Annotated in this window: 22 protein-coding genes and 1 pseudogene; 14 read left to right on the top strand and 9 right to left on the bottom strand. The window is 69.9% G+C overall.

Annotated features, from left to right (window positions below):
- The first annotated feature begins 169 nt into the window (after positions 1–169).
- The gene (locus ABTX18_RS27815) at positions 170–1,870 is read left to right on the top strand and encodes an FG-GAP repeat domain-containing protein (RefSeq protein ID WP_352125496.1); all 1,701 of its coding nucleotides are present in this window, start codon (positions 170–172) and stop codon (positions 1,868–1,870) included.
- 369 nt (positions 1,871–2,239) lie between these two features.
- Here the strand turns inward: ABTX18_RS27815 and ABTX18_RS27820 are convergent.
- Positions 2,240–2,473: pseudogene (locus ABTX18_RS27820) on the bottom strand (ISAzo13-like element transposase-related protein); the annotation flags it as partial.
- Here ABTX18_RS27820 and ABTX18_RS27825 point away from each other — a divergent pair.
- Both ABTX18_RS27825 and ABTX18_RS27830 read left to right on the top strand, forming a co-directional pair.
- A complete protein-coding gene (locus ABTX18_RS27825) occupies positions 2,463–2,912 on the top strand; it encodes a DNA/RNA non-specific endonuclease (RefSeq protein WP_352125497.1) in 450 nt (149 codons plus the stop codon). The pseudogene ABTX18_RS27820 and the gene ABTX18_RS27825 sit on opposite strands and share 11 nt — an antisense overlap.
- A 28-nt stretch (positions 2,913–2,940) precedes the next feature.
- Positions 2,941–3,465 carry an SMI1/KNR4 family protein gene (locus ABTX18_RS27830; protein WP_352125498.1) on the top strand — a complete coding sequence of 175 codons (525 nt, stop codon included), beginning with the start codon at positions 2,941–2,943 and terminating at the stop codon, positions 3,463–3,465.
- Positions 3,466–3,668: 203 nt separating this feature from the next.
- Here ABTX18_RS27830 and ABTX18_RS27835 read toward each other — a convergent pair whose 3' ends face one another.
- Complete coding sequence (locus ABTX18_RS27835) at positions 3,669–4,313, bottom strand: LysE family translocator (protein ID WP_352125499.1); 645 nt, start codon at positions 4,311–4,313, stop codon at positions 3,669–3,671.
- A 186-nt stretch (positions 4,314–4,499) separates the two neighbouring features.
- Positions 4,500–4,748 (bottom strand): LysR substrate-binding domain-containing protein, encoded by a 249-nt coding sequence (locus tag ABTX18_RS27840; RefSeq protein WP_352125500.1) that lies wholly within the window; start codon positions 4,746–4,748, stop codon positions 4,500–4,502.
- Positions 4,749–4,909: 161 nt separating this feature from the next.
- Between ABTX18_RS27840 and ABTX18_RS27845 the strand changes: the two genes are divergently transcribed.
- From ABTX18_RS27845 to ABTX18_RS27880, 8 genes are all read left to right on the top strand, one after another.
- On the top strand, positions 4,910–5,035 hold the full coding sequence (locus tag ABTX18_RS27845) for a hypothetical protein (protein ID WP_352125501.1): 126 nt from the start codon (positions 4,910–4,912) through the stop codon (positions 5,033–5,035).
- 255 nt (positions 5,036–5,290) lie between these two features.
- The gene (locus ABTX18_RS27850; protein WP_352125502.1) at positions 5,291–6,730 is read left to right on the top strand and encodes a basic amino acid/polyamine antiporter; all 1,440 of its coding nucleotides are present in this window, start codon (positions 5,291–5,293) and stop codon (positions 6,728–6,730) included.
- 44 nt (positions 6,731–6,774) lie between these two features.
- Complete coding sequence (locus ABTX18_RS27855; RefSeq protein ID WP_352125503.1) at positions 6,775–8,031, top strand: arginine deiminase; 1,257 nt, start codon at positions 6,775–6,777, stop codon at positions 8,029–8,031.
- A gap of 180 nt (positions 8,032–8,211) precedes the next feature.
- On the top strand, positions 8,212–8,337 hold the full coding sequence (locus tag ABTX18_RS27860) for a hypothetical protein (protein ID WP_352125504.1): 126 nt from the start codon (positions 8,212–8,214) through the stop codon (positions 8,335–8,337).
- A 519-nt stretch (positions 8,338–8,856) separates the two neighbouring features.
- On the top strand, positions 8,857–9,372 hold the full coding sequence (locus ABTX18_RS27865; RefSeq protein ID WP_352125505.1) for a hypothetical protein: 516 nt from the start codon (positions 8,857–8,859) through the stop codon (positions 9,370–9,372).
- Between the two features lie 83 nt (positions 9,373–9,455).
- Positions 9,456–10,301, top strand: a complete 846-nt coding sequence (locus ABTX18_RS27870; RefSeq protein WP_352125506.1) for a DUF4097 family beta strand repeat-containing protein — start codon at positions 9,456–9,458, stop codon at positions 10,299–10,301.
- Between the two features lie 90 nt (positions 10,302–10,391).
- Positions 10,392–11,384, top strand: a complete 993-nt coding sequence (locus ABTX18_RS27875) for an ATP-binding cassette domain-containing protein (RefSeq protein WP_352125507.1) — start codon at positions 10,392–10,394, stop codon at positions 11,382–11,384.
- On the top strand, positions 11,381–12,172 hold the full coding sequence (locus ABTX18_RS27880) for an ABC transporter permease (protein WP_352125508.1): 792 nt from the start codon (positions 11,381–11,383) through the stop codon (positions 12,170–12,172). The genes ABTX18_RS27875 and ABTX18_RS27880 overlap by 4 nt, the downstream gene beginning before the upstream one ends.
- 69 nt (positions 12,173–12,241) lie before the next feature.
- On the opposite strand, the gene mnhG is transcribed toward ABTX18_RS27880, so the two are convergent.
- The 6 genes from mnhG to ABTX18_RS27910 are packed head-to-tail and all read right to left on the bottom strand — an operon-like array spanning position 12,242 to position 18,761.
- Positions 12,242–12,595 (bottom strand): monovalent cation/H(+) antiporter subunit G, encoded by a 354-nt coding sequence (gene mnhG, locus ABTX18_RS27885; protein ID WP_352125509.1) that lies wholly within the window; start codon positions 12,593–12,595, stop codon positions 12,242–12,244.
- On the bottom strand, positions 12,592–12,909 hold the full coding sequence (locus ABTX18_RS27890) for an MrpF/PhaF family protein (RefSeq protein ID WP_352125510.1): 318 nt from the start codon (positions 12,907–12,909) through the stop codon (positions 12,592–12,594). The genes mnhG and ABTX18_RS27890 overlap by 4 nt, the downstream gene beginning before the upstream one ends.
- On the bottom strand, positions 12,906–13,550 hold the full coding sequence (locus ABTX18_RS27895; protein ID WP_352125511.1) for a Na+/H+ antiporter subunit E: 645 nt from the start codon (positions 13,548–13,550) through the stop codon (positions 12,906–12,908). Before ABTX18_RS27895 ends, ABTX18_RS27890 begins: the two co-directional genes overlap by 4 nt.
- Positions 13,547–15,202 carry a Na+/H+ antiporter subunit D gene (locus ABTX18_RS27900; RefSeq protein ID WP_352125512.1) on the bottom strand — a complete coding sequence of 552 codons (1,656 nt, stop codon included), beginning with the start codon at positions 15,200–15,202 and terminating at the stop codon, positions 13,547–13,549. The genes ABTX18_RS27895 and ABTX18_RS27900 overlap by 4 nt, the downstream gene beginning before the upstream one ends.
- Entirely contained in the window at positions 15,199–15,846 is a 648-nt protein-coding gene (locus ABTX18_RS27905) for a Na(+)/H(+) antiporter subunit C (protein WP_352125513.1), read from the bottom strand. The genes ABTX18_RS27900 and ABTX18_RS27905 overlap by 4 nt, the downstream gene beginning before the upstream one ends.
- Positions 15,843–18,761 carry a Na+/H+ antiporter subunit A gene (locus ABTX18_RS27910; RefSeq protein ID WP_352125514.1) on the bottom strand — a complete coding sequence of 973 codons (2,919 nt, stop codon included), beginning with the start codon at positions 18,759–18,761 and terminating at the stop codon, positions 15,843–15,845. Before ABTX18_RS27910 ends, ABTX18_RS27905 begins: the two co-directional genes overlap by 4 nt.
- Before the next feature lie 403 nt (positions 18,762–19,164).
- On the opposite strand from ABTX18_RS27910, the gene ABTX18_RS27915 reads away from it, so the two are divergent.
- From ABTX18_RS27915 to ABTX18_RS27925, 3 genes are read left to right on the top strand one after another with little or no spacing between them, the layout of a single operon-like run.
- Positions 19,165–22,035 (top strand): nitrate- and nitrite sensing domain-containing protein, encoded by a 2,871-nt coding sequence (locus ABTX18_RS27915; RefSeq protein WP_352125515.1) that lies wholly within the window; start codon positions 19,165–19,167, stop codon positions 22,033–22,035.
- A complete protein-coding gene (locus ABTX18_RS27920; protein ID WP_352125516.1) occupies positions 22,032–22,469 on the top strand; it encodes a roadblock/LC7 domain-containing protein in 438 nt (145 codons plus the stop codon). The genes ABTX18_RS27915 and ABTX18_RS27920 overlap by 4 nt, the downstream gene beginning before the upstream one ends.
- Positions 22,466–22,888, top strand: coding sequence for a DUF742 domain-containing protein (locus ABTX18_RS27925; RefSeq protein ID WP_503061216.1), 423 nt, complete (start codon positions 22,466–22,468; stop codon positions 22,886–22,888). Before ABTX18_RS27920 ends, ABTX18_RS27925 begins: the two co-directional genes overlap by 4 nt.
- Positions 22,889–22,891: the final 3 nt, after the last annotated feature.

The raw sequence follows: 22,891 nt of genomic DNA on the forward strand, positions 1-22,891 counted from the left end.
ATCTCTGAGCTGACCTGACCTCGTGTTGTCAGGCCCTGGGCAGGGCCTGACAACACGACGGCTCGTCGCTGCCTTCCACCAGATACCTCTCCCAACACGCCCCGACTGAACGACACTGCTACTCCGCTACCTGGCCACCGACGGGCAGCTGACTCCGAAAGGGTTCGTCATGCGTCTCACCAAGCGGCACCGCGCCGCTCTCACCGGGGCACTCCTCGGCACAGCACTCGGCCTGACTCCGCTGACGACGGCCAACGCCGTCGCAGTCGCCATGACCCTCCACACCTCGGACACCATCGACACGGTCGGTACCCCCGAGGACATCGACATCACCCTCACCACGCCGCCCTCCGCCGACAGCTTCGTCGAGCTCAATGTAGGTACCGAGAACGCGGCCCACCTGACCGTCACCGATGACACCGGGACCGTCCTGGCCCATGAGCCCGTTTACGCCTCCGACTCCCTGGCCACCTTCCGCTTCGGCAAGGAGGACAGCGACCACGACGGCATACCCGGCGCCAATCTCGAACCCGGTTCGCTGCACGTCCAGGTCACCGCGGACGGATACGTGGGCGATGGACTCAATATCAACGCCTACTACATCGACGGCGCCACCGGCAGCCGCATACCGATCAATCCCGCGCACGCCAGCATCCACATAAGGAAGCCGAGCGTGATCCCGTACTGGCAGTCGCCGGACAGGTACACAGTCGCGGCCGGAACGGAAAGAGCTGCGGAGGTCCGTCTGGACACCCTCATGCAGCTGAGCACCCCGCCGGCTTCCACCCGGCTCCGGCTGCTGTTCACCGCGCAGCAGATCGCCAAGGCCGGCTACACCTCCGCCCAGTTGGCCCGCGACGTGCACGTCCAGTACTCCAGTGACGGAAACACCTACAGCACCCGTCCCTGGACCCTCGGCGCCGACGGCTCCGTGTACCTGGAGATATCCGAGCAGACCTGGCCCGCCGGCACGCTCAAGACCAGCGACTACCTGCGCTTCACAGCATCCTGGGGCCTGCCCGCCGGACACCTCGCCGGCATCTTCCAGACCCTCGATCCCAACGGAACCCAGCTCAGCAACAGGCCCCAGACCCTCGTTTTCACCGCCGACCGGGCCGCGTTCTACGGCCGCGACAGCTCCGGAGTGCTCTGGCAGTACCAGGCCAGCACGACCAGCGACCCCGCCCACTACACCCGGCGCGCCCAGGTCGGCGGCGGCTGGAACACGTACAACACCCTCACCAAGCTCTCCACCCTCAAGGCAGACGGAACGGGTGATCTCGTCGCCCGCGACAAGGCCGGAATCCTCTGGTTCTACAAAGCCACCGGCGACATCAGCCACCCGTTCGCCGCCCGCAGCAAGGTCGGTGGCGGCTGGAACACCTACACCCAGCTCACCGGGCCCGGCGACATCACCGGCGACCACAAGGCTGACCTGATCGCACGCGACCACGACGGCGTTCTCTGGCTCTACCGCGGCACCGACAGCACCACCACCCCCTTCACCGCACGGACCCGCATCGGCGGCGGCTGGAACACCTACAACCAGCTCGCCGGCGGAGCGGACCTCACCGGCGACGGCAAAGCGGACCTGCTCGCCCGCGACACCACCGGCGTTCTCTGGCTCTACCGCGGCACCTCCAGCATCAAATCCCCCTACGCCGCCCGCATCCGCGTCGGCGGCGGCTGGAACACGTACACCCGCCTCGTCAGCACCGGCGACGCGACCGGCGACGGCATCAACGACCTGCTCGCCACCGACCGCAGCGGAGCCCTGGGGCTCTACTCCGGCACCCGCAACGCCAACGCGCCCTTCCGGACCCGGACCCACATCGGCGTCGGCTGGACGATCTACAACGCGCTCACCTGACCTGCCCGCCGCACACCCGAAAGGTCGGCGCTTCCCACGAAACGCCGGCCTACATCACCCATCCAGAAAGCCACTCACAGCATGTCGTGCTGGGTAACTGATCGTTTCTGCTGGTCGTGCGGAGCGTGACCTTGCGGGACGGTCGGGAGCCGTATCTCCTCAGTCCGGGATTGATCCTGCGCTGCCACCAGAACGGTGATCACGCCTGCTGTCGCCCCCTGTTCCTTGCCCCTCAGTGGGCCATGCGAGGCCAAGATTGGATCGAGGACTTGATCCCCGGTACGGAGTGGCTGACGTATTGAACCGCCATGACTGCGTTATCGCCCGCCACCCCCACGCTCCCTATCGATCCAGCCATCCGGTGATGGTCGAGGTGCCGGGCGGAAGGTGACACACCGTGACCTCAAGCCCGGTCTCGGCAGAGAGCTCGGCGAGTTGGGTCTTCCAGCCGCGGGTGCGGTAGCCGTTGGAGCCGCCGCCGTCGGCGGTGATCAGCAGCCGGTGGGCGCCGGAGTAGTCGTGCCTGCCGCGGGCGTCCCACCAGCGTCGGATCGAGGCGACGGCGAACGCCGCGGTGTCGTGATCGGTGCCGATGCTGACCCAGCTTCAGGTGCGAATCCCAGCCAAGAGAAGAGCGGTATGTGTATGTCCCGCTCATGAACGGGAACGCCACAGGAGCGACAGCCCTTATGTGTCGCGCGACCTCAAGCCTCCGAGATCGCGCGACACAGATGATGTGTTCACCCCGCAGGGGTTCCCCGTCGGGGTGAGGGACTCGAAAGGCCAGGCTCTCTTTAACCGGTCTCACATCATCGGAGACAGATTCAACGGGGCAAACATCCCGGAAAACATCTTCACGGGTTACCGACGCTTCAACGTAAGCGGAATGAAAGTGTGTGAGAACAGAATGGCGGACGCCCTCGCCACGGAACCCGTCACATACGGTGCAGTCCTCGAGTATGGCGATTTGAACGTGGACCGGCCGACTGCGATCACCATGACGGCATCGACCCCAAGCGTAACCTGTTCAGAGTACGGATAGAAAACAAGAACGTAAATGGAGGTGGCTGTTGAGTATCGAACTCCTAGAGGCTGCGCTGCCGGGACTGGTCGCGCAGCGTCTCGAGGTACCAAGGCGCATCGATTGGCAGGTGGTCTTCGACGGGTTGGGGACTCGACTGCCAGACGAGTACATCACTTTGGCGGAGTCGTACCCTCGCCTGGAGATCGGGCACTGGCTCACAGTGACGTCGCCGGCCCCAGGTGACGAAGCGGGATTCGTCGAGGAGGCCAGAGAGAATATCGCCCTTGCCGAGGGTATGGCACAGAAGGAAATGTTCGGGGGTTACCCTGCCTTCCCGGAATCGGGAGGGTTGCTGGTGTGGGGCGGTTCGATAGACGGGGACGAATTCCACTGGCGCACACAAGGGCAGCCCAATGAATGGACAGTCGTTGTGGCCGGGAGGAATGACGACTGGTTCCACTACGATGGCAGCCTCTCGAGCTATCTCGCCTGGCTGTGCTCAGGGGCGGCCGTACCGCATGGGATCCCTCCGAACTTTCCGGGACCTGAAGCCGTAGTCTCCGTCGGCTAAAGGGCTCAAGGGTCGGCCCGTACCGGATGATGGGTCGGGGCCTGCTTGCATGAGGGGGCGGGTCCCGACTGCGTCAGGCCGGTCCGGTCCACCTCCGGTGACACGCACAAGAGAAGAAGAACTTTCGCCTACGCCCCTGACTTCGGCGGCAACCTGACCTCCGTCGACTACGCCTCGGGCGCCAGCGGCGACGTGGGACCGACTCAGGTGGAGACGACGTCGCGGGACAGCGCCGTGTGCAGGGCGAAGGCACCGAGCAGACCGCCTGCCGTCAAGCGTTGGGCGGTCAGGACGCGGGGCCGGGTGGCCAGGTAGTTCGACATGCGTGCCGCGCTCAGCATGATCAGGGCGTTCACGGAGATTCCCACGACGATCTGCACCGCCCCGAGCTGCAGCAGCTGCCCCCAGGCCGGCCCTGCCTGCGGGTCCAGGAACTGGGGCAGCAGTGCGGCGTACATCAGGGCGATCTTGGGGTTCAGCAGGTTGGTCAGCAGCCCCATGGAGAACAGGCGGCGGTCTGAGACCGGGGGCAGGCCCTGCGCAGGGGCGAAGGGCGAACGGCCGCCGGGCTTGAGCATGTCCCAGGCGAGGTACGCCAGGTAGGCGGCCCCGGCGAGCTTGACCACCGTGAAGGTCACCGGCACGGCGGCGAACATCGCGGACAGGCCCGCAGCTGCGGCCAGCAGATAGCACACAAATCCCACGGCGGTCCCACTGAGGCTGACCAGGCCCGCCCGGCGGCCTTGGGTGATCGCCCGGGAGGCGAGGTGAATCATGTTCGGTCCGGGGGTCAACGCCATGCCCAGTTCGACCAGGGCCACTCCTCCGACTGCGGTCAGAGTGATCACCGGTCAACCTCCTTGTTCGTTCGAGAACCCCGTACGGAGGGTGCTCGGTTGCGGAGGGCGGGGTGGCGCACGAGCTGCGAACCTCCCTCGCCCGGCTCAGCATATGGCTTCGCTGTTCGGTATTTTTATGCGCCCTGTTCGCTGACTCACCATCAGGTGTGCCGGGCCCTGCCTGCCCCACCCTGTTCACGGCCTGGCTCGTCCTGCTGTTCGTCCTGCTCGGCAGACGCCCCAAGGGGGGTGCTCCGGCTCCAGGTCCTCCAGCGAAACGCTGTCACGACGGGCGAGCGGGTGGCCGGACGAGACCCCCAGCACCCGGGGTTCGGAGAACAGGACCGGCCCGGTGACCATGTCGGGCTCGTGGTGCGGCAGGCTCACGACCAGAAGGTCGACATCGCCCGCACGCAACCGCCGGAGGCCGTCGACGATCTGCATTCGCCCGGCCCGCGCGCGGCCGGCACAAGCCGTCCGGGACCCCACCGCCCCCATGGCCCGGCCCGGGCCGAAGACGCACCATCCCCTTCGCCGTAGTTGAATCGGAGTCCTCCCATGCGCGTCTTCGTCACCGGAGCCACCGACTGATAGGCGGGGGAACCATGGGCCGGCTCCTCCTCGGGGCTCTCTTCCTGGCCGCTTCCTGCGCCATGGGCCCGGCGACCCGCCGGGCGGCCGGAACCCGCCCGCTCACGGCGGCGGCGCCCGCAGTGACCGAGGCGGCCTGAACCCGGTCTGCAAAACGCGGGCCGACGCGCATGCCTCCCACCCCCTGTCCCCCACCTTCGGCTGCGAGTTCGGTAGTACAACGCCGAGCATGTCCGGGGCCTTCGCCGGCATTGCCTGCCCCTCCTCAACGGCAGACTCACCTAACGAGATCCCCGTTTCCCGGACATACTCCCGCATAAGCTTGCCAGGTCCCCTCTTCGAACGGAGTGCGGGACGGCCGCCCGCCCGCGCCAGTCGAACGGACGAGGGAAACCATGAGCGATACCGAGGCCGCGGCGCGACCAGCAGTCAAGCTGACCCTGTTGACGTTGACCGCCATGGTCGTCGGTTCGATGGTCGGCGCCGGGGTGTTCTCGCTTCCGCGGCGCTTCGCGCAGGAGACCGGGGTCGCGGGGGCGCTGATCGCCTGGGCGGTCGCCGGAGCCGGCATGCTGATGCTCGCCTTCGTCTTCCAGACCCTCGCCGTGCGCCGGCCGGACCTGGACGCGGGCGTGTACGCGTACGCGAAGGCGGGCTTCGGCGAGTACCTCGGCTTCTTCGCCGCCTTCGGCTACTGGGCCAGCGCCTGCGTCGGCAACGTCACCTACTGGGTCCTCATCATGTCGACGGTCGGTGCGGTCGCTCCGGTGCTCGGGGACGGCGACACCGTGACCGCCGTGGTGATCTCATCGGCCGGCCTGTGGGGGTTCTTCCTGCTGATCCGCCGGGGCGTGAAGGAAGCCGCGGCGATCAACCGGATCGTGACGGCGGCGAAGATCGTGCCCATCGTCTTCTTCGTGATCCTGTCGCTGTTCTACTTCGAGCCATCCGTCTTCGCGGACAACTTCTTCGGCGCCGACTACGCGGGCTCCCTGTTCAACCAGGTCCGGGGCACCATGCTCGCCACCGTCTTCGTCTTCCTCGGCGTCGAGGGAGCCAGCGTGTACTCGCGGCACGCCAAGCGCCGCGAGGACGTGGGGCGGGCCACGGTCCTCGGATTCCTCAGCGTGTTCGCCGTCTTCGCCTCCGTCACGATCGTCTCCTACGGCCTGCTGCCGATGGCCGAGATCGCCGACCTGCGGCAGCCCTCGATGGCCGGAGTGCTGGAGTCGGCGGTCGGCACCTGGGGAGAGGTCTTCATCAGCGTGGGCCTCATCGTCTCCGTGCTCGGCGCCTACCTCGCCTGGACGCTGATGGCCGCCGAAGTCCTCTTCGTCGCCGCCAAGGACAAGGACATGCCCCGCTTCCTGGCACGGTCGACGGCAGCCGACGTCCCTGACAACGCGCTCCTCATGACGACCTGTCTCAGCCAGGTGGTGCTGGTGGTGACGCTGTTCTCCGAGGACGCCTTCAACTTCGCCCTGGACCTGACCAGCGCGCTGAGCCTGATCCCGTTCCTGCTGGCCGCCGCCTTCGCGGCCAAGATCGCGAGACGGCCGGGCCTCCCGGACGTGGTGGGGCGCTCCACGCGGGGCGAACTGGTCGTCGCGCTGGTGGCGACGGCCTACACCGTGTTCCTGCTGTACGCGGCCGGACTGAAGTTCGTCCTCGTCTCCTTCATCCTCTACGCACCGGCGACCGTCCTCTTCGTCAAGTCCCGCCGGGAGCAGGGACGACGGGTCTTCTCCCCGGGCGAAGCAGCCATCTGCGCCGTGACCGTCGCCGGTGCCGCCGTCGGTCTGGCGGCGCTGGCCGTCGGCTGGATCGAGCTGTGACAGCGCCTTCCGACCCCATGGTGTCATCGAGTGAAAGGCCCACCGTGACGAGCACTGCCCCTGGTTCCGCCCTCGGCGTCCACTCCGAAGTGGGTCGGTTGCGCAAAGTCCTGGTGTGCGCCCCCGGGATGGCGCACCGGCGGCTGACCCCGAGCAACTCCGACGATCTGCTGTTCGACGACGTGATGTGGGTGGAGAACGCCCAGCGGGACCACGCCGACTTCGTCGCCCAGCTCACCGGCCGAGGGGTGGAGGTCATCGAGCTGCACGAGCTGCTCGCGGCCACCATGACGATCCCGGAGGCGCGGTCCTGGCTGCTCGACCGGAAGATCGACGCGAACGAGGTGGGCCTCGGCCTGGTCGACGACACCCGCGCCTTCCTCGAGACCCTCGCCCCGCGTCGGCTCGCCGAGTACCTGATCGGCGGCCTGGCCACCGCCGACCTGCCGCAGGAGTTCCACTCGGCGTACCTCGGCCTGGCCCGCGAAGGTTCGGGCGGGCGGGAGTACCTGATGCCGCCGCTGCCCAACACCCTGTACACCCGCGACACCACCTGCTGGCTCTACGGCGGAGTGACGCTCAACCCGCTCTACTGGCCCGCCCGGCACGACGAGACCCTGCTGATGAAGGCGATCTACGCCTTCCACCCCGACTTCCGGGGCAGCAGGATCTGGTGGGGTGATCCGGAGCAGGACTGGGGCCGGGCCACCTTCGAGGGCGGGGACATCATGCCCGTCGGCAACGGCGTCGTCCTCATGGGCATGAGCGAGCGGACCTCCCGGCAGGCGATCACACAGGTCGCGGCCGCCCTGTTCGCACAAGGCGCGGCGGAGCACGTGATCGTCGCAGGAATGCCGAAGCTGCGCTCGGCGATGCACCTCGACACGGTGTTCACTTTCGCCGACCGGGACATCGTGACGCTGTACCCACGCATCATGGACGGCGTCCACACCTTCTCCTTGCGGCCATCCGACCGGGTGCCCGGAATCGAGGTCACCGACGAGGGCAGCACCCCCTTCACCGAGGTCGTGGCCCGCGCCCTGGGCCTGCCACGGCTCCGGGTGATCGAGACGGGCGGAGACGTGTACGCCTCCGAGCGCCAGCAGTGGGACAGCGGCAACAACGCGGTGGCACTGGAGCCGGGCGTCGTCTTCACCTACGACCGCAACACCCAGACCAACGCCCTGCTGCGGCAAGCCGGAGTGGAGGTCATCACGATCGTCGGAGCGGAGCTGGGCCGGGGCCGAGGGGGCGGACACTGCATGACCTGCCCGCTGATCCGCGACGCGGTGACCTTCTGACTGTCCGCGCCGGTTCGCTTTCGTCTCCGGCGCCGCAGCACGCACCGAAATCGGACTGCCCCTCGGATGACGTGCCCGGATGACAGCTCTCGCGCACAGTCACGGTCCGCGACGGCGCGTTCCGTGGCAGGCGCTGCCCGCCCTTGCGGAAGGCGTCGACCGCCCGCCAGGAGAAAGTCGGTGAGCTCGCGCGGTCTGCGTGCGGCGGGAGCGGTAGTGGCGGGCGCGGAGCACCGGCGCGTCGACCGCCGGGAACGCGGCCCCGATCCCCTCGGCGGCGCGGGAGGTCTCCGCGAGCAGGGCTGAGGTCGGCCGTGACGAAGAAGGCCCGCCCGGCGGCGCCCGCCGCGCGTGCCGCGTCGAGGAAGCGGCGGCCCTTCATGGGGTTCCGGCCGATGACGACGACCGTGTCGCCCCGGCCGACGCAGAGCTCGGCGAGTGCTTTGCCGATGCCGTCGGCGCCACTGGCGATGACCAGGGTGTTCACTTGCCGTCTCCCAGCGCGTGCACGGATGTGAGTTCCCGGAGCGCGGAGTCATCGCTGGGGAACGTGAACCCGGCCGCACGCGAAGCGCGGGTGAACCTCCGTGAACGCCTCGTCAAGACCGGCCAGGCGCTGACACCTGGACGTGGCACCACATGGCGTCACATGGCGTCACGTGGCGCCAAATGGCGTCATCGCAGGGATGCCAGACCTACCGATGCCACCCTCACCCGGATGACGCCGTCACGTTTCCCCAGGTCAGGGGCATGTCATGCGGAGACTGCTCAGAGGTTGCGCCAGGGTGCTTGCACATGGTGCCACTGTGATGCCATGATGGCGTCATGGACCTCACCCCGTATGTCGACACCCTCCGCCGCGAACTCGCGGTGGCTGCCGAGGCCGGCGGCGACGACGCCCGCGAGCTGGCGGAAAGGCTCACCGCTCCGCTGGAGTCGGCGACCCGGCTGACTCTGCTCAACGTGCTCTCCGCCGCGATGGACGAGATCACCCGCGAGCTCGCCCCCGGTTCGGTCGACGTACGGTTGCGCGGGCTCGACCCCGACTTCGTCGTGACGCTGCCGCCCTCCGGCGGTAGCGCTGCGGAGCCGGCCTCCGCGCCCGCCGAACCGCTCGGGAGCCCGGCCCCGGCGGAGGGCGACGAGGGGGGCACCGCCCGCGTCAATCTGCGGCTGCCGGCCCACCTGAAGGCCCGCACCGAGGAGGCCGCCACCCGCGAGGGCCTGTCGGTCAACGCGTGGCTGGTGCGGGCCGTATCGGCCGCGGTCGACGGCGCCGGGCGGCGCACGACGGAGAAGAGCCAGACGCTCGGACAGGGCTACACGGGCTGGGTGCGCTAGCCGCACCCCGGTCCGCACGACTTCATCCCACACCGCACCCCACCAGCGGGGACGCCACCACGACCCACGAGGACGGGACAGCCATGCCTTCTTTCAACACCCTCGAAGCGATCTCGGTCACGGCCCATGTGGAGGCCGGATCCATCCAGTTCACCGCGGGCGACCGCCAGGACACCGTCGTCGACGTGCGGCCCCGTGACCCGAAGAAGGACCAGGACATCCGGGCGGCCGAGCAGACCGAGGTCACGTGCGCCGGCGGCGTACTGACCATCCGGACGCCCAAGCAGCGCTACCTGATCGGCCGGACCGGCACCGTCGACGTGACGGTCGAGCTGCCGACGGACTCACGCATCGACATGACCGGCTCCTGGGCGCAGGTGCTCGGTGAGGGCCGGCTCGGCGAGGTCCGGGTGAAGACCTCGTCCGGCGACGTCCGCCTGGACTCCACCGGCCCGCTGAATCTGACCGCGTCGCACGGCTCGATCACCGTGGACCGGGTCGAGGGCAAGGCCGAGATCACCACCAGCTCCGGCAGCCTGCGCGTCGGCCTGGTCGACGGCCCCGCCGTCCTGAAGAACTCGCACGGCACCACGACCGTCGGCTCCGTCACCGGCGAGCTGCGGGTGAGCGGATCCAACGGCGACATCGACATCACCCGCGCCGAGGAATCGGTCACCGCCAAGACCGCGCACGGCACCCTGCGCGTCGGCGAAGTCGCCCGTGGCACCGTGCAGTTGGAGACGAGCTACGGAGCCATCGAGGTCGGCGTCCGCGAGGGCACGGCCGCCTGGCTCGACGTCAACTCCGGCTCCGGCCAGGTACGCAACACCCTCACCGCCTCCGAAGCACCCGACAAGGCCGAGGACACCGTCAAGGTCCAGGCCCGCACCCGGTTCGGCAACATCGACATCCGCCGCGCCAAGGCCTGACCTCCGCAGCAGCAGCCCGCAGCTCGCCCAGCCACCAGACACCAGCCGCTTTCAGTCTTCGAACGGGAGGGCTCCATGCCTTCGTCTGTCATGCCCACACCCAGAAAGGCCGCCGGTCGCTCGTTGCCGGACGCCGTCTCCGCAGTCGGCTTGCGCAAGTCCTACGGCGACAAGGTCGTCCTCGACGCCATCGACCTGCGCATCCCCGCAGGTACCGTCTTCGCGCTGCTCGGTCCGAACGGTGCCGGCAAGACCACCGCCGTGAAGATCCTCTCCACCCTCGTCACCGCCGACGCCGGCGACCTGCACGTCGGCGGCCACAACCTGGCCACCGACCCCCAAGCCGTACGCGCAGCCATCGGCGTCACCGGACAGTTCTCCGCCGTCGACAACCTCATCACCGGCGAGGAGAACATGCTCCTCATGGCCGACCTCCACCACCTGCCCAAGCAAGAAGGCAGGCGCGTCGCTGCCGAACTCCTCGAACGCTTCGACCTCACCGACAGCGCATCGAAGCCCGCCTCCACCTACTCCGGCGGCATGAAACGCCGCCTCGACATCGCCATGACCCTCGTCGGGAACCCCAGAATCATCTTCCTCGACGAACCCACCACCGGCCTCGACCCCCGCTCACGCCACACCATGTGGGGCATCATCCGCGCACTCGTCACCGACGGCGTCACCGTCCTCCTCACCACCCAATACCTCGAAGAAGCCGACGAACTCGCCGACCGCATCGCCGTACTCAACGACGGCAAAATCGCCGCCGAAGGCACCGCGGAGGAACTGAAGCGCCTCATCCCCGGCGGACACGTCCGCCTCCGCTTCACCGACCCCGACGCCTACCGCTCCGCCGCCATCGCCCTGCGCGAGGGAACCCGGGACGACGAGGCCCTGTCGCTGCAGATCCCCAGCGACGGCAGCCAGCGCGAACTGCGCGCCATCCTCGACTGGCTCGACGCCACCGGCATCGAAGCCGACGAACTCACCGTCCACACCCCCGACCTCGACGACGTGTTCTTCGCCCTCACCGGCTCCAGCGTGCCGAGCCAGACCGCCCCGTCCAAGGAGACAGCCCGATGAGCACCTTCGCCCACACCGTCCGCGACTCGTCGACGATGCTGCGCCGCAACCTCCTCCACGCCCGGCGCTACCCCTCCCTCACCCTGAACCTGCTCCTCACCCCGATCATGCTGCTCCTGCTGTTCGTCTACATCTTCGGCGACGTCATGAGCGCCGGCATCGGCGGCGGCAGCGCGGACCGCTCCGACTACATCGCCTACATCGTCCCCGGACTCGTACTGATGACGATCGGCAGCACCACCATCGGCACCGCGGTCTCCGTCTCCAACGACATGACCGAGGGCATCATCGCCCGCTTCCGCACCATGGCCATCCACCGCGGCTCCGTCCTCGTCGGACACGTCGTCGGCAGTGTCCTGCAGTGCATCGCCAGTGTCATCCTCGTCGGGGCGGTCGGCGTCGCCATCGGCTTCCGGTCCACCGACGCCACCGTCCTCGAATGGCTCGCCGCCTTCGGACTGCTCGTCCTCTTCGCCACCGCGTTCACCTGGATCGCCGTCGGCATGGGCCTCATCAGCCCGAACGCCGAGGCGGCCAGCAACAACGCACTGCCCATGATCCTGCTGCCCCTGCTGTCCAGCGCCTTCATCCCGGTCGACACCATGCCCGGCTGGTTCCAGCCGATCGCCGAGTACCAGCCCTTCACCCCCGCCATCGAAACCCTGCGCGGACTCCTCCTCGGCACCGAGATCGGCCACAACGGTTGGCTCGCCGTCGCCTGGTGCGTGGCCCTCACCGTCCTCGGCTACCTCTGGTCCACCTCGAAGTTCAACAACGACCCGAAGTAGCGAGCGGCGGAAGAGGTGAGACACGTGCGCGTGCCGCGGCCCGGACGGGCCGCGGCACGCGCACGTGTCTCACCTCTCCTCGGTGAGCTGCTCGTCCAGTTCGTCGAAGAGCAGTTCGCTGTGGTCGATCTGGCCCGTGCGGTACGCGGAGCGGGCGACCAGGTGCGCGGCCACCGGGCCTGTCATCATCTGGAAGAAGCCGATCAGGGCCAGCGTCGCGAGGTCCATGCCGCTGCGCAGCCGCAGCGCGACTCCGGCCAGCACGAGGAGCATGCCGAGGGACTGCGGCTTGGTCGCGGCGTGGCTGCGGGACAGCACGTCCGGGAGCCGCAGCATGCCGATCACGCCGAGCAGGCAGATGGCCGCGCCGATCAGCAGCACGGCGGCGCCCAGCGTGTCGAGGATCTGGAACCAGACGCTCATCGCACCTCCTTGTCGTTTGGCGGGCGGCCCGTCGGCCGGTCGCGCACCGCGATGAAGCGCGCGATGCCGACCGAACCGGTGAAGCCGAGGAAGGCGAGCACCAGCATGATCGGGAAGTAGAACGGGTCCCGTGCGAAGGCCGACTTGGCGCCGAGCCCCGCGATGATGAGCGCCGCGCAGACGTCCAGGGCGATCGCCCGGTCCAGCATGGAGGGGCCGCGCCGGATACGGATCAGCAGGCATGCCCCGGCGACCACGATCAGCACGACGGCCGTGGTCAGCAGGACCCGGTCGACGGTCTCCGGCACGCTCATGTGCCCTCCTCCTGGTGGCCCGGCCGCTCACCGTTGTGCGGTGCGGACGGCGGCGGTCCGGTGACACGGTCGATCTCGTCGCGGGTGCCGAAGGCCCGGACGGTCAGCTCCTCCATGCGCCAGACGGACTGCCGGGCCGCGTCCAGCGCGGCGGGCCGGTCGGCGTCGAGGACGTGCAGGAAGACGGTGGCGGTGGCGCGGCGCACCTCGACGATCGATCCGCCCGGCACGTTCGACACCGCGACGGCGGTCGCGGCGAGCATCAGGTCGGAACGGCAGCGCAGCGGTACGGCGATGACGGCGGCGCGGTGCGGGCGGTCTCCGAAGATCTGCCGGGTGACCCTCACGCCGGAGGTGTACATGTCGTAGAGCAGATGGGTGGCCAGCCGCAGGATGCCCCAGGGGTGCAGCCGGAGCCCCAGATCGACCTTCGGCAGGGGAAACGCCAGACAGACGGCCGCCGCGAGCACGGCGCCGGTCAGTACGTTGGCCCAGTTCAGGCTGGACCAGAGCAGTACCCAGATGAGGGTGAGCCAGGCGAGCAGCGGGAGGTCGAGCACGCGCGGCCGGCGGCCGGCGAACTCGCAGCTGAACGGGGGCAGGTCCTTGTTCCGGCAGGAGAACCTGATCAGGCGTTTCACCGGCCGAGCACCGCCTCGGTGTAGGGGGCGCGCGCGAGGAGTTCGGCGGCCGCGCGGTCGGTGTACGAGGTCAGCGGTCCGGCGAACACGGTGAAGGAGAGGCCGAGCGTGACCGTCGCCGCGGTGGCCCAGATCATCGGGTACGGAAGCGTGGTCGTCGTCGTGACGGCATGGCCGTGCAAGGTGGCCGCGACCGCGCGCCCGGCCGGCTCGTGGCGGGGGCGTACTCCTTCGTCGCCGGTGCCGTGCATCCGGTCGGGGCCCGCGTCGCTGTCGTCGTCGTCGCTGTCCTCGTCGGACTCCAGGACCGTGCCGTGCGCGGCCTGGCCGGGGGGTGCTGCCCGCCAGAACGCCAGGTTCCAGACCTTGGCCATCACGTACAGCGTGAGCAGGCTCGTCACCGCCGATCCGGTGACGAGCACCCAGGCCCAGACGCTGCCGTCGGCGACACCGGCCCGCATGAGTCCGAGCTTGCCGATGAAGCCGGAGAGCGGCGGAATGCCGGCCAGGTTCATCGCGGGCACGAAGAAGAGGACGGCCAGCAGCGGAGCGGCGCGGGCGATGCCGCCGAGCCGGGTGAGTTCGGTGGTGCCGCCCCGCCGTTCGATCAGTCCGGCCACCAGGAACAGCGTGGTCTGGACGGTGATGTGGTGGACGACGTAGACGATGGCGCCGCTGTACGCCTGCCGGGTGGCGAGGCCGATCCCGAAGACCATGTAGCCGATGTGGCTGATGAGGGTGAAGGAGAGCAGCCTCTTGAGGTCGGTCTGGGCGACGGCGCCCAGGATGCCGACGGTCATCGAGGCGAGGGCCACGGCCAACAGCAGGTCGCCGAGCCGGTTGCCGGGGAAGAGCAGGGTCTCGGTGCGCAGCATGCAGTAGACGCCGACCTTGGTGAGCAGCCCGGCGAACACGGCGGTGACGGGCGCCGGCGCGGTCGGGTAGGAGTCGGGTAGCCAGGCCGCGAGGGGGAAGACGGCGGCCTTGATGGCGAAGACGGTGAGCAGCGTCGCCTGGATCAGGGTCTGGACGCCCAGCGGGAGCCCGGCGAGGCGGCCGGCGAGCTGGGCGAAGTTGGCGGTGCCGGTGGCCGCGTACGTCATGGCGATGGCGGTGAGGAAGAGCATGGACGAGAACAGGGAGATGATCACGTACGTGGAACCCGCCCGGATCCGGGGGCCGGTGCCGCCGAGGGTGAGCAGGACGAAGCTGGCGACCAGCATGATCTCGAAGCCGACGTACAGGTTGACGAGGTCGCCGGCGAGGAAGGTGCAGGAGACCCCGGCGACCAGGATCAGATAGGCGGGGTGGAAGACGGCGACCGGTGTCTCCTCGTCCCGGTCGGCCATGCCCTGGCCCAGGGAGTAGACGAGGACGCAGAGGGTCACGGCCGAGGAGACGGTGAGCATCAGGCCGGAGAGCCGGTCGGCGACCAGGGTGATGCCGAGCGGCGGTGCGAAGTCGCCGAGGTGCACGCTGAGCGGGCCGTTCCGGTCGGCGGCGATCATCAGGGCGATCGAGAGCCCCAGTACGGCGGTGAGCACGGCGACGCTGATGAAGCGCTGGAACCGTTTGAGCCGGGTGCCGAAGGCGAGGCTCAGGCCGGTGGCGCAGAGCGGCAGCAGCACCGGCAGGGGGACGAGTGCGTTCACCCGGTGTCTCCTCGGTTCGCGTCGTCGGTGGCTTCGGGGGTGTTGGGGGCTTCGCCGGCGTCGGTGGAGTTCTGGCGTCGTGCGTCCGCGTAGTCGTCCGGGTCCGCGCCCAGGACGTCGTGCCACAGGTCGCCGCTCGCGTCCCTGCCGCGGGCCTGGAGGGCGCGGTCGGCGCGCAGTCTGGCGCGGAGCCGGCGGAGGTCCTCGCGGTAGCGGCGGCGTTCCTCGGGCGTGCGGCCGGACTCGGCGCGGAACTGTTCGCGCAGTTCGTCGCGCTCCCCCAGCACCTCGGCGCGCAGCACGATGCGCCGGTCCTCGTCGTCGTCGTGCACCTCGTCGGTGCCGGTCAGCTGGTGGCTGCGGTAGGCCATGGCGAGGAGGAACGCGGTGGTGGCCAGCGTGATGACGATCGCGGTGAGGGCGATGGCCTGGGGCAGCGGGTCGGTGACCCGGCCCAGTTCGACGCCGTACAGCAGGGGCTCTCGGCCGGCCGTTCCGGTGGCGGACAGGACGAGCAGGTTGATGCCGTTGCCGGCGATCACCGCGCCGAGCAGGATCCGGGTCAGGGGCCGGGTGAGCATGAGGATGCCGCCGACCGCGCACAGGACCGCGGCGGTGGCGAGGAGCGAGGCGCTGACGGTCACGGGGTGGCGCCTCCCGTGCCGGGCGCGGGTCCGGCCGTGTGCCCGGCCGCCGCCTGGACGGCGGCCGCCCGCTCGATCTGCCGGTCGACCTTGGCGCCGAGGGCCCGGACGATGTCGAGCACGACGCCGAGGACCAGGAGATAGACCCCGCAGTCGAAGATCACCGGGGTGCCGAGGTGGTAGTCGCCGATCAGCGGCAGGTGTCCGTGATGGGTCCAGGCGTGCAGGACCGTTCCGTCGGTGAGGCCGAGCAGCGCCACTCCGGTGGACATGAACAGGCCGAGTCCGGTGAACAGTCCGGGTTGCAGGGGCGCGGCCTCGGCGAGTTCGAAGCGGCCGCCCGCCAGGTAGCGGGTGATCAGGGCGACCCCGGCGACCAGTCCGGCGACGAATCCGCCGCCGGGCATGTTCTCGGCGCAGAACAGCAGATACAGCGAGAGCACCAGGATGGGGTGGAAGAGCAGCCGGGCCACCACCTCGAAGACGAGGGAGCGGTGTTCGGGCGCCAGGGTGGCACCGGCCGCCAGCCAGCCGCGCTCGGGCCCCCCTTCGTCGCCCGGCGGCACTCCCGTCAGCGGGGGCGTGGTCATCGACCAGGCGGTGCGTCCCCGTTTCTCCAGCGGCGCCGCCGTTCCCTCGGCGCGGCGGTGGAGGTAGATGAGGCTCGTCACGCCGATCGCGGCTGCGGCGAGGACGGCGGACTCCCCCATCGTGTCCCAGGCCCGGAGGTCGACCAGGATGGTGGCCACCACGTCCTTGAGGCCGTGGTGCGCGGTCTCCTCGACCATGGCGGCGCCCGCCGGCTTCGCGGTGCGCGCGGCCGCCGCGACCCACACCACGACGCTCACGGTGGCCGCCGCGGCCAGCGCCACCGGGATGCGGACGGTCCGCCGCCAGGTGCTCACCGACTCCTGGAAGTGCACCGGCATCCGCCGCAGCACCAGCACGAACACGATCATCGAGACGGTCTCCACGCAGAACTGCGTGAGCGCCAGGTCGGGTGCGCCCTGGATGACGAAGAGCAGCGCGGTGCCGTATCCGGTGAGCCCGGCCAGCACCACGGCCTTCATGCGCCGGCTGACGGTCAGACAGAACAGCGCCGCCGCGGAGGTCAGCACGGCGAGGGCTCCCTGCAGCGGTACGTCCCAGAGCCGCGGGGCCGCGGCCCCGCGCCAGGGCCGGTCGACGCCGAGCACGGTGAGCTGGCCGGCGAGCACCACGAGCAGGGTGGTGGCGAGGTAGACCGACAGGGAGCCTCGCTGGACGAACCCGGTGATCTGGAGGGAAAGCCGTTCCAGTCCCAGCAGCGACTGGTTGAAGACGCTGTCCGCGGTGGGCCAGGCGATCCCCCGGGAGATCCGGGTGACCCGGCCGCGCGCGGCGAAGAGCACCGCACCGCCGGCCGTGGCGACGGCCGACAGGAGCAGGGCGGTGCCCCATCCGTGCCAGAGAGCGAGGTGGAAGGGGTGGGCGGGGGCGGGGAAGGCGTCCGCGTACGCGCTCAGCAGCCGGTCGGTCCAGCCGACGCCGGGGCCCAGGGCCAGCCCGCAGGCGGCCAGCAGCGCGGGCGGGGCGAGGAAGACCCAGCCGACCCGGTGGACCAGGGTGTCGGCGGTACCGGGCTTGCGCCAGAAGGCGCCCCAGACGAACCGGACGGTGTACGCGACGGTCAGCGTCGACCCCGCCACCGCGATGGCCAGCGCCCAGCGGTCGGCGGTGTCGCCGTGCAGCAGTGCGTCGAAGGCGGCCTCCTTCGCGGCGAAGCCGAGCAGCGGGGGCAGTGCGGCCATGGAGGCGGCGGCGGTCACGGCGACGGCGCAGACGTGCGGCAGCGACCGCCCGACGCCGGAGAGCCTGCGCAGGTCACGGGTGCCGGCCGCGTGGTCGACGATGCCGGTGACGAGGAACAGCGGCGCCTTGAACAGGGCGTGGGCCAGGATCATGACGGCGGCGGCCAGCGCCGCGTCACGGTTGCCGACTCCGGCGAGCAGCGTGAGGAAGCCGAGCTGGCTGACGGTGCCGTAGGCGAGGACGAGTTTCAGGTCGTTGAGCCGCAGGGCCCGCCAGCCGCCGAGCAGCATCGTCGCGCCACCCAGGATCATCACGACGGGGCGCCATACGGGTACGTCGGCGAAGCCCGGCGCGAGCCGGGCGATCAGGTAGACGCCGGCCTTGACCATGGCCGCGGCGTGCAGATAGGCGCTGACGGGGGTGGGTGCCGCCATGGCGTTCGGGAGCCAGAGGCTGAACGGCCAGATCGCCGATTTCGTCAGGGCCCCGCACAGGATGAGCACCACGGCCACGCAGACGGCGAGGCTCGCGTGCGGCGGGTCGGCGACGATCGCGGAGACGCGGTAGGTGCCGGACGCCTGACCGATGATCAGGAAGCCGATCAGCATGGCGAGTCCGCCGAGGGTGGTGACGGTGAGCGCCTGGAGTGCGGAGCGGCGGCTGTGGCGCTGCTCGCTGTCGTATCCGATCAGCAGGTAGGAGAAGACGGTGGTCAGCTCCCAGAACACGTAGAGCGTGATCAGGTCGTCGCTGAGGACGAGGGCGAGCATGGCTCCGGCGAAGGCAAGCAGGTTCCCCGCGAATCCCGCCAGTTGCGGAGTGTCGTCGCTGAAGTAGGAGGCGCAGTAGAGCAGGACGAGCGTGCCGACGCCCGCGGCGAGCAGCACCATGAGTTCGGCGAGGGCGTCCAGGCGCAGGGCGACGGAGACGTCGTACGCGGGGATCCAGGTCCACGACCAGGTGACCGAGGCGCCGGAGGCGGCCGTGCCCCACTGGGCGAACGCCCAGCAGGTGGTGGCGGCCGGGGGCAGCGCGAGAACCACGAAGGCGCGCGCGCCCAGGCGCCGCACCAGCGGGCGTGCGCACGTGGCCAGGACGAAGTGGCAGATGACGAGTGCGGTCATACGGTCGGTGCGGAGGGAGTGGCGACAGAACGGGCAAGGGGCACTAAGTACAGATATATCGCCGCCCCCGCTTCACCCGTAGGGCGCGCCGTAGGGACCGTGATGCGCCGTCATCCGCCTTGTCCGCAGGAGGCCGTGGCACCACCCGTATCGCCCCGAGCCGCCGCGTCCGCTCCCTGCGGCCGGCACCGTAACGTCACTTTCCGGACAGCTCCGCGCGTTGATGATGGTTCTGTGCGTGATCGGTGATGCACATGTGAGCCCGCTTCCTTTTCATTTTTGCAGTGTGACTAATATCTATCTGTCGAAGTTTCCAACGGATTTGGCCAGTCGCGAGGCTGGCTCCATCGTCAAGGAGCATGCCCTGCGCACGCGCGCGTCAAGGCGGAGCGGCTCGACCACAATGTCGCTGCGGACGGCCCTGCTCGTACTGGCCATCGTCCCCGGCGTAGCACTGGCCGCCCTCTGGGCCGTCACCAGTGGTCAGACTCTGCTCGACTTCCAGAGGCAAGCGGCCCAGGGGCAGTTGGCCCAGAAAGCCGGCCAGCCGTCCAACATCGTGTACTACAACCTGCAGGAGGAGCGGCGGCTGAGCGCCGAAGCTCTGGCCCGCCACGGAGGTGCCACCGAGGCGCTGCGCAAGCAGCGCAAGCTCACCGACGCAGCGATCACCACGTTCCAGTCCCTCTCCGACATCGCCACCGACGACGCCCCGGGCGAGGTCCGGGACGCGGTCGTCCAGGCACGTACGGCGATCACCCAACTCCCGGCCCAGCGCTCCCTGGTCGACGAGGGCGACAACGATCAGCAGAAGGCCGTGTACCGCTACTACACGGACCTGATCGCCGTCGACCTGAAGCTCTTCACCGCGCTCAGCCATGTGGACAACGGCGAGATCACCACACTCTCGCAGCCCCTGGTCGACCTGTTCTGGGCCAAGGAGATGATCTCGCGCACGGACGCCCTGCTGGCCCGCGGCTGGTCCCGGGGCAAGCTGAGCAGGGAGGACCTCCAGCAGGTCCGCCAGGCCGTTTCCGGCCAGTCCTTCCAGTACGCCGCCAAGGTCGTCCCCTTCCTTCCGGCGGACGAGAAGGCCATGTGGGAGGAGATCTCCGCCAGTTCGGCGTGGAAGACCAAGACCCAGGTGGAGAACCAGGTCCTGCGCCCCGCCGAAGCGGACAAGGCCGGCTTCGTCAGCCTCGGCGCCGAGGAGAAGACCTGGCGTGGCGCGATGGACGAGCTCACACCGCAGCTGATGAAGCTGATGGAGCACCGCACCGACCTCGTCGTCGCGAACGGCAAGGACAGCGTCATCTCGCTGCTGATCAGGGTCGTCCTCACTACGGTGGTCGGTCTGCTCGCCGTCATCGCGGTCATCTGGATCACCTGGCGCCTCACCCGCAATCTGCGCCGCCGGATCGGCCGGCTCCAGGAGCGTGCCGAGGAGCTCGAGAAGGCGCTGCCCGACGTCGTCGAGCGGCTCGGCAAGGGCGAACGCATCGATGTCGAGGCCGAGGCCCGTGCCATCGGTCAGGGCCGCGAGGAGGGCGGGAAGGCCGACGAGCTGACGCAGCTGGGCAACGCCCTCGACCTGGCCCGCACCAGTGCCCTGCAGGCGGCCGTCAAACAGGCCGACCAGCACCGCGGCTTCGAGCGGCTGCTGCAGCGCATCGCGCGCCGCACCCAGCAGTTGATCGGCCAGCAGCTGAAGAAGCTGGACGAGCTGGAGCGCAAGCACGAGGACCCCGAGGTGCTGGAGGGTCTCTTCGACCTCGACCACCTCACCGCGCGCCTGCGGCGCTACGAGGAGAACCTGGTGATCCTCGCGGGCGGCTCCCCGCACCGGCGCTGGCGCAAGCCCGTACCGCTGCTGGACGTCATGCGCTCCGCCCAGGGCGAGGTGCAGGACTACCGGCGCGTGGTGCTGGACCTGGACGGCGCGCCGTGGCTCGCGGAGCGGGCCGTCGGCCCGGTCTCCCATGTGCTCGCGGAGCTGATCGAGAACGCCCTCACCTTCTCCAAGCCGCCCAGCCCCGTCGAGGTCAGGGCGGCCCGGGTCAGCCGGGGCCTGGCCATCGAGGTCGAGGACCGCGGGCTCGGCATGGACGAGGACCAGCTCGCCGAGGCCAACGAGCTGATGAGCAGGCCGCCCCGGATGGACGTGCTGGCGCACTCCGACGACATCCGGCTCGGTCTGTACGTGATCGCGCGCCTCGCCGGTCAGCACGGCCTGCGGGTGGAGTTCCGCCAGTCGGCCTTCGGCGGCACCCGCGTCGTCGTGCTCGTCCCCGACGCGCTCACCGTCCCCGGTCCGCACTCCGGTCCGGTGGCCGTGCCCTCCCCCGAGGAGGCGGGCGCCGCACCGGTCCCGGAACCCGCGCCGACGCCCGACGCGGACGCACTGCCCAGCCGCGGCCGCGGCCAGGCACTCGCCGGGGTCACGGCGCTGTACGCCTCGGGCGCCCCGTTCGAGGCTGAGGCCCCCGGTGCGCCCTACACGGTGGCGGACGAGCCCTTCCCCGACCGGGAGGAGCAGCCGCAGCCGGACCCCGTCGAGCACCCGTTCGGCGATCCGGTGACTCCCTACACCCCGTACGCCGACAGCGCGCCGGGCAGTACGTACGGCTCGGCCGCGCCCACGGCGGCACCGTCCCCGTACGGCGGCACGGAACAGAACGCGTACGGCGGCCCCGGCGACACCGCGTACGGCGGCTCCCGTCAGGACACGTACGCCGACGCCGAGCAGCCGTACATGAAGGCCGAGGGCCAGTACCCGGTACCGCACCAGCCCTACCAGACGCCCGAGGAGCCGTACATCACTCCGCACCAGCCGTACCCGGGGCCGTACGCGGCGGGCGTCCCCGGCCGGACCGGTCTGCCGGTGCCCGGGCCCCGGCAGCCGGAGCCCGCCACCGGACACCCGGGCCGGCTGCCGGTGGCCGAACCCGACCATCCGGCACCCCCGGTGGCGGGCACGACCGGCCGGGAGAGCGGGCCGGGACGGCCCGCGCTACCGGCAGCACCCGCCGCGGAACCACCGTTGCCCCGCCGGGTACGACAGGCGAGCCTCGCGGACGAACTGCGGATCGACCCGGCCTCCGGGCCTGCCGCGGTCCAGCCGCCGCACAGGTCGGCGAACCCGCCGGCCCGGCCGGCCCCGCGCCGCGCCGGCGCCGCCATCGGAGCCTTCCAGCGCCGGTCCCGCGCCGCCCGCGCGACCGACGAGCCGCCGACTCCTCCCGCAATCCTCCCCACGAGAGAAGAACGGTCATGACACGGACAACCGCCACTCACCAGGACCTCGACTGGCTGCTCGACGGTCTGGTGGACTCGGTGGCCGAGACCCTGAACGCCGTGCTGCTGTCCGACGACGGTCTGGTGGTGAGCCACTCGCGCACGGTCGAACGGTCCGACGCCGAGCGGCTGGCCGCCATCTGCACAGGTCAGCAGAGCCTGGCCCGCGGTGTCGGCCAGCTCTTCAACGGCGGCGGCGTGCACCAGGTGATCGTCGAGCTGGCGGATCTCTGGCTCTTCATCATCTCCGCCGCCCAGGGCACGCACCTGGCCGTCGTCGCCTCCCAGGAGGTCGACGCCGAGATCATGTCGCTCGCCATGCACAACCTCGTCCAGCAGGTCGGCCAGAAGCTCAGCACCCCGGTGCGGGGGGACTTCAACGCCTTCGGCGGCGGGGACGGGCCGCACGCGTGACCCCGCCCTGGGAGGACGAGGAACCGTACGAGTACGAGGACGGGGAGGACGGGGCGGGCACGATGGTGCGCCCGTACACCATCACCCGTGGCCGGACCGCTCCCGAGCGGGACGACTTCACCCTCATCACCGTGCTGACGACCGCGCACGACCCGCGGGACGGGCACGGCGCGGCGGACCGTCCGGGCAGGCTCCAGCCGGAGCACCGGATGATCCTGGACCGCTGCCGGCGCCCCGCCGCTGTCGCCGAGGTCTCCGCGGACCTCAACCTCCCGGTCTCGGTGACCAAGATCCTGCTGGCGGACCTGGTCTCCCAGGGCCTGCTGCTCGCCCGCGCGCCCCTTTCGGTGGCCCGGGCGGCCGGTGGCGCCGACATGGGAATGCTGGCCGCCCTCCGCGACGGACTCGGGAGACTCTGAGCC

Source organism: Streptomyces sp. NPDC096323 (assembly GCF_040302845.1).
Taxonomy (GTDB): Bacteria; Actinomycetota; Actinomycetes; order Streptomycetales; family Streptomycetaceae; genus Streptomyces.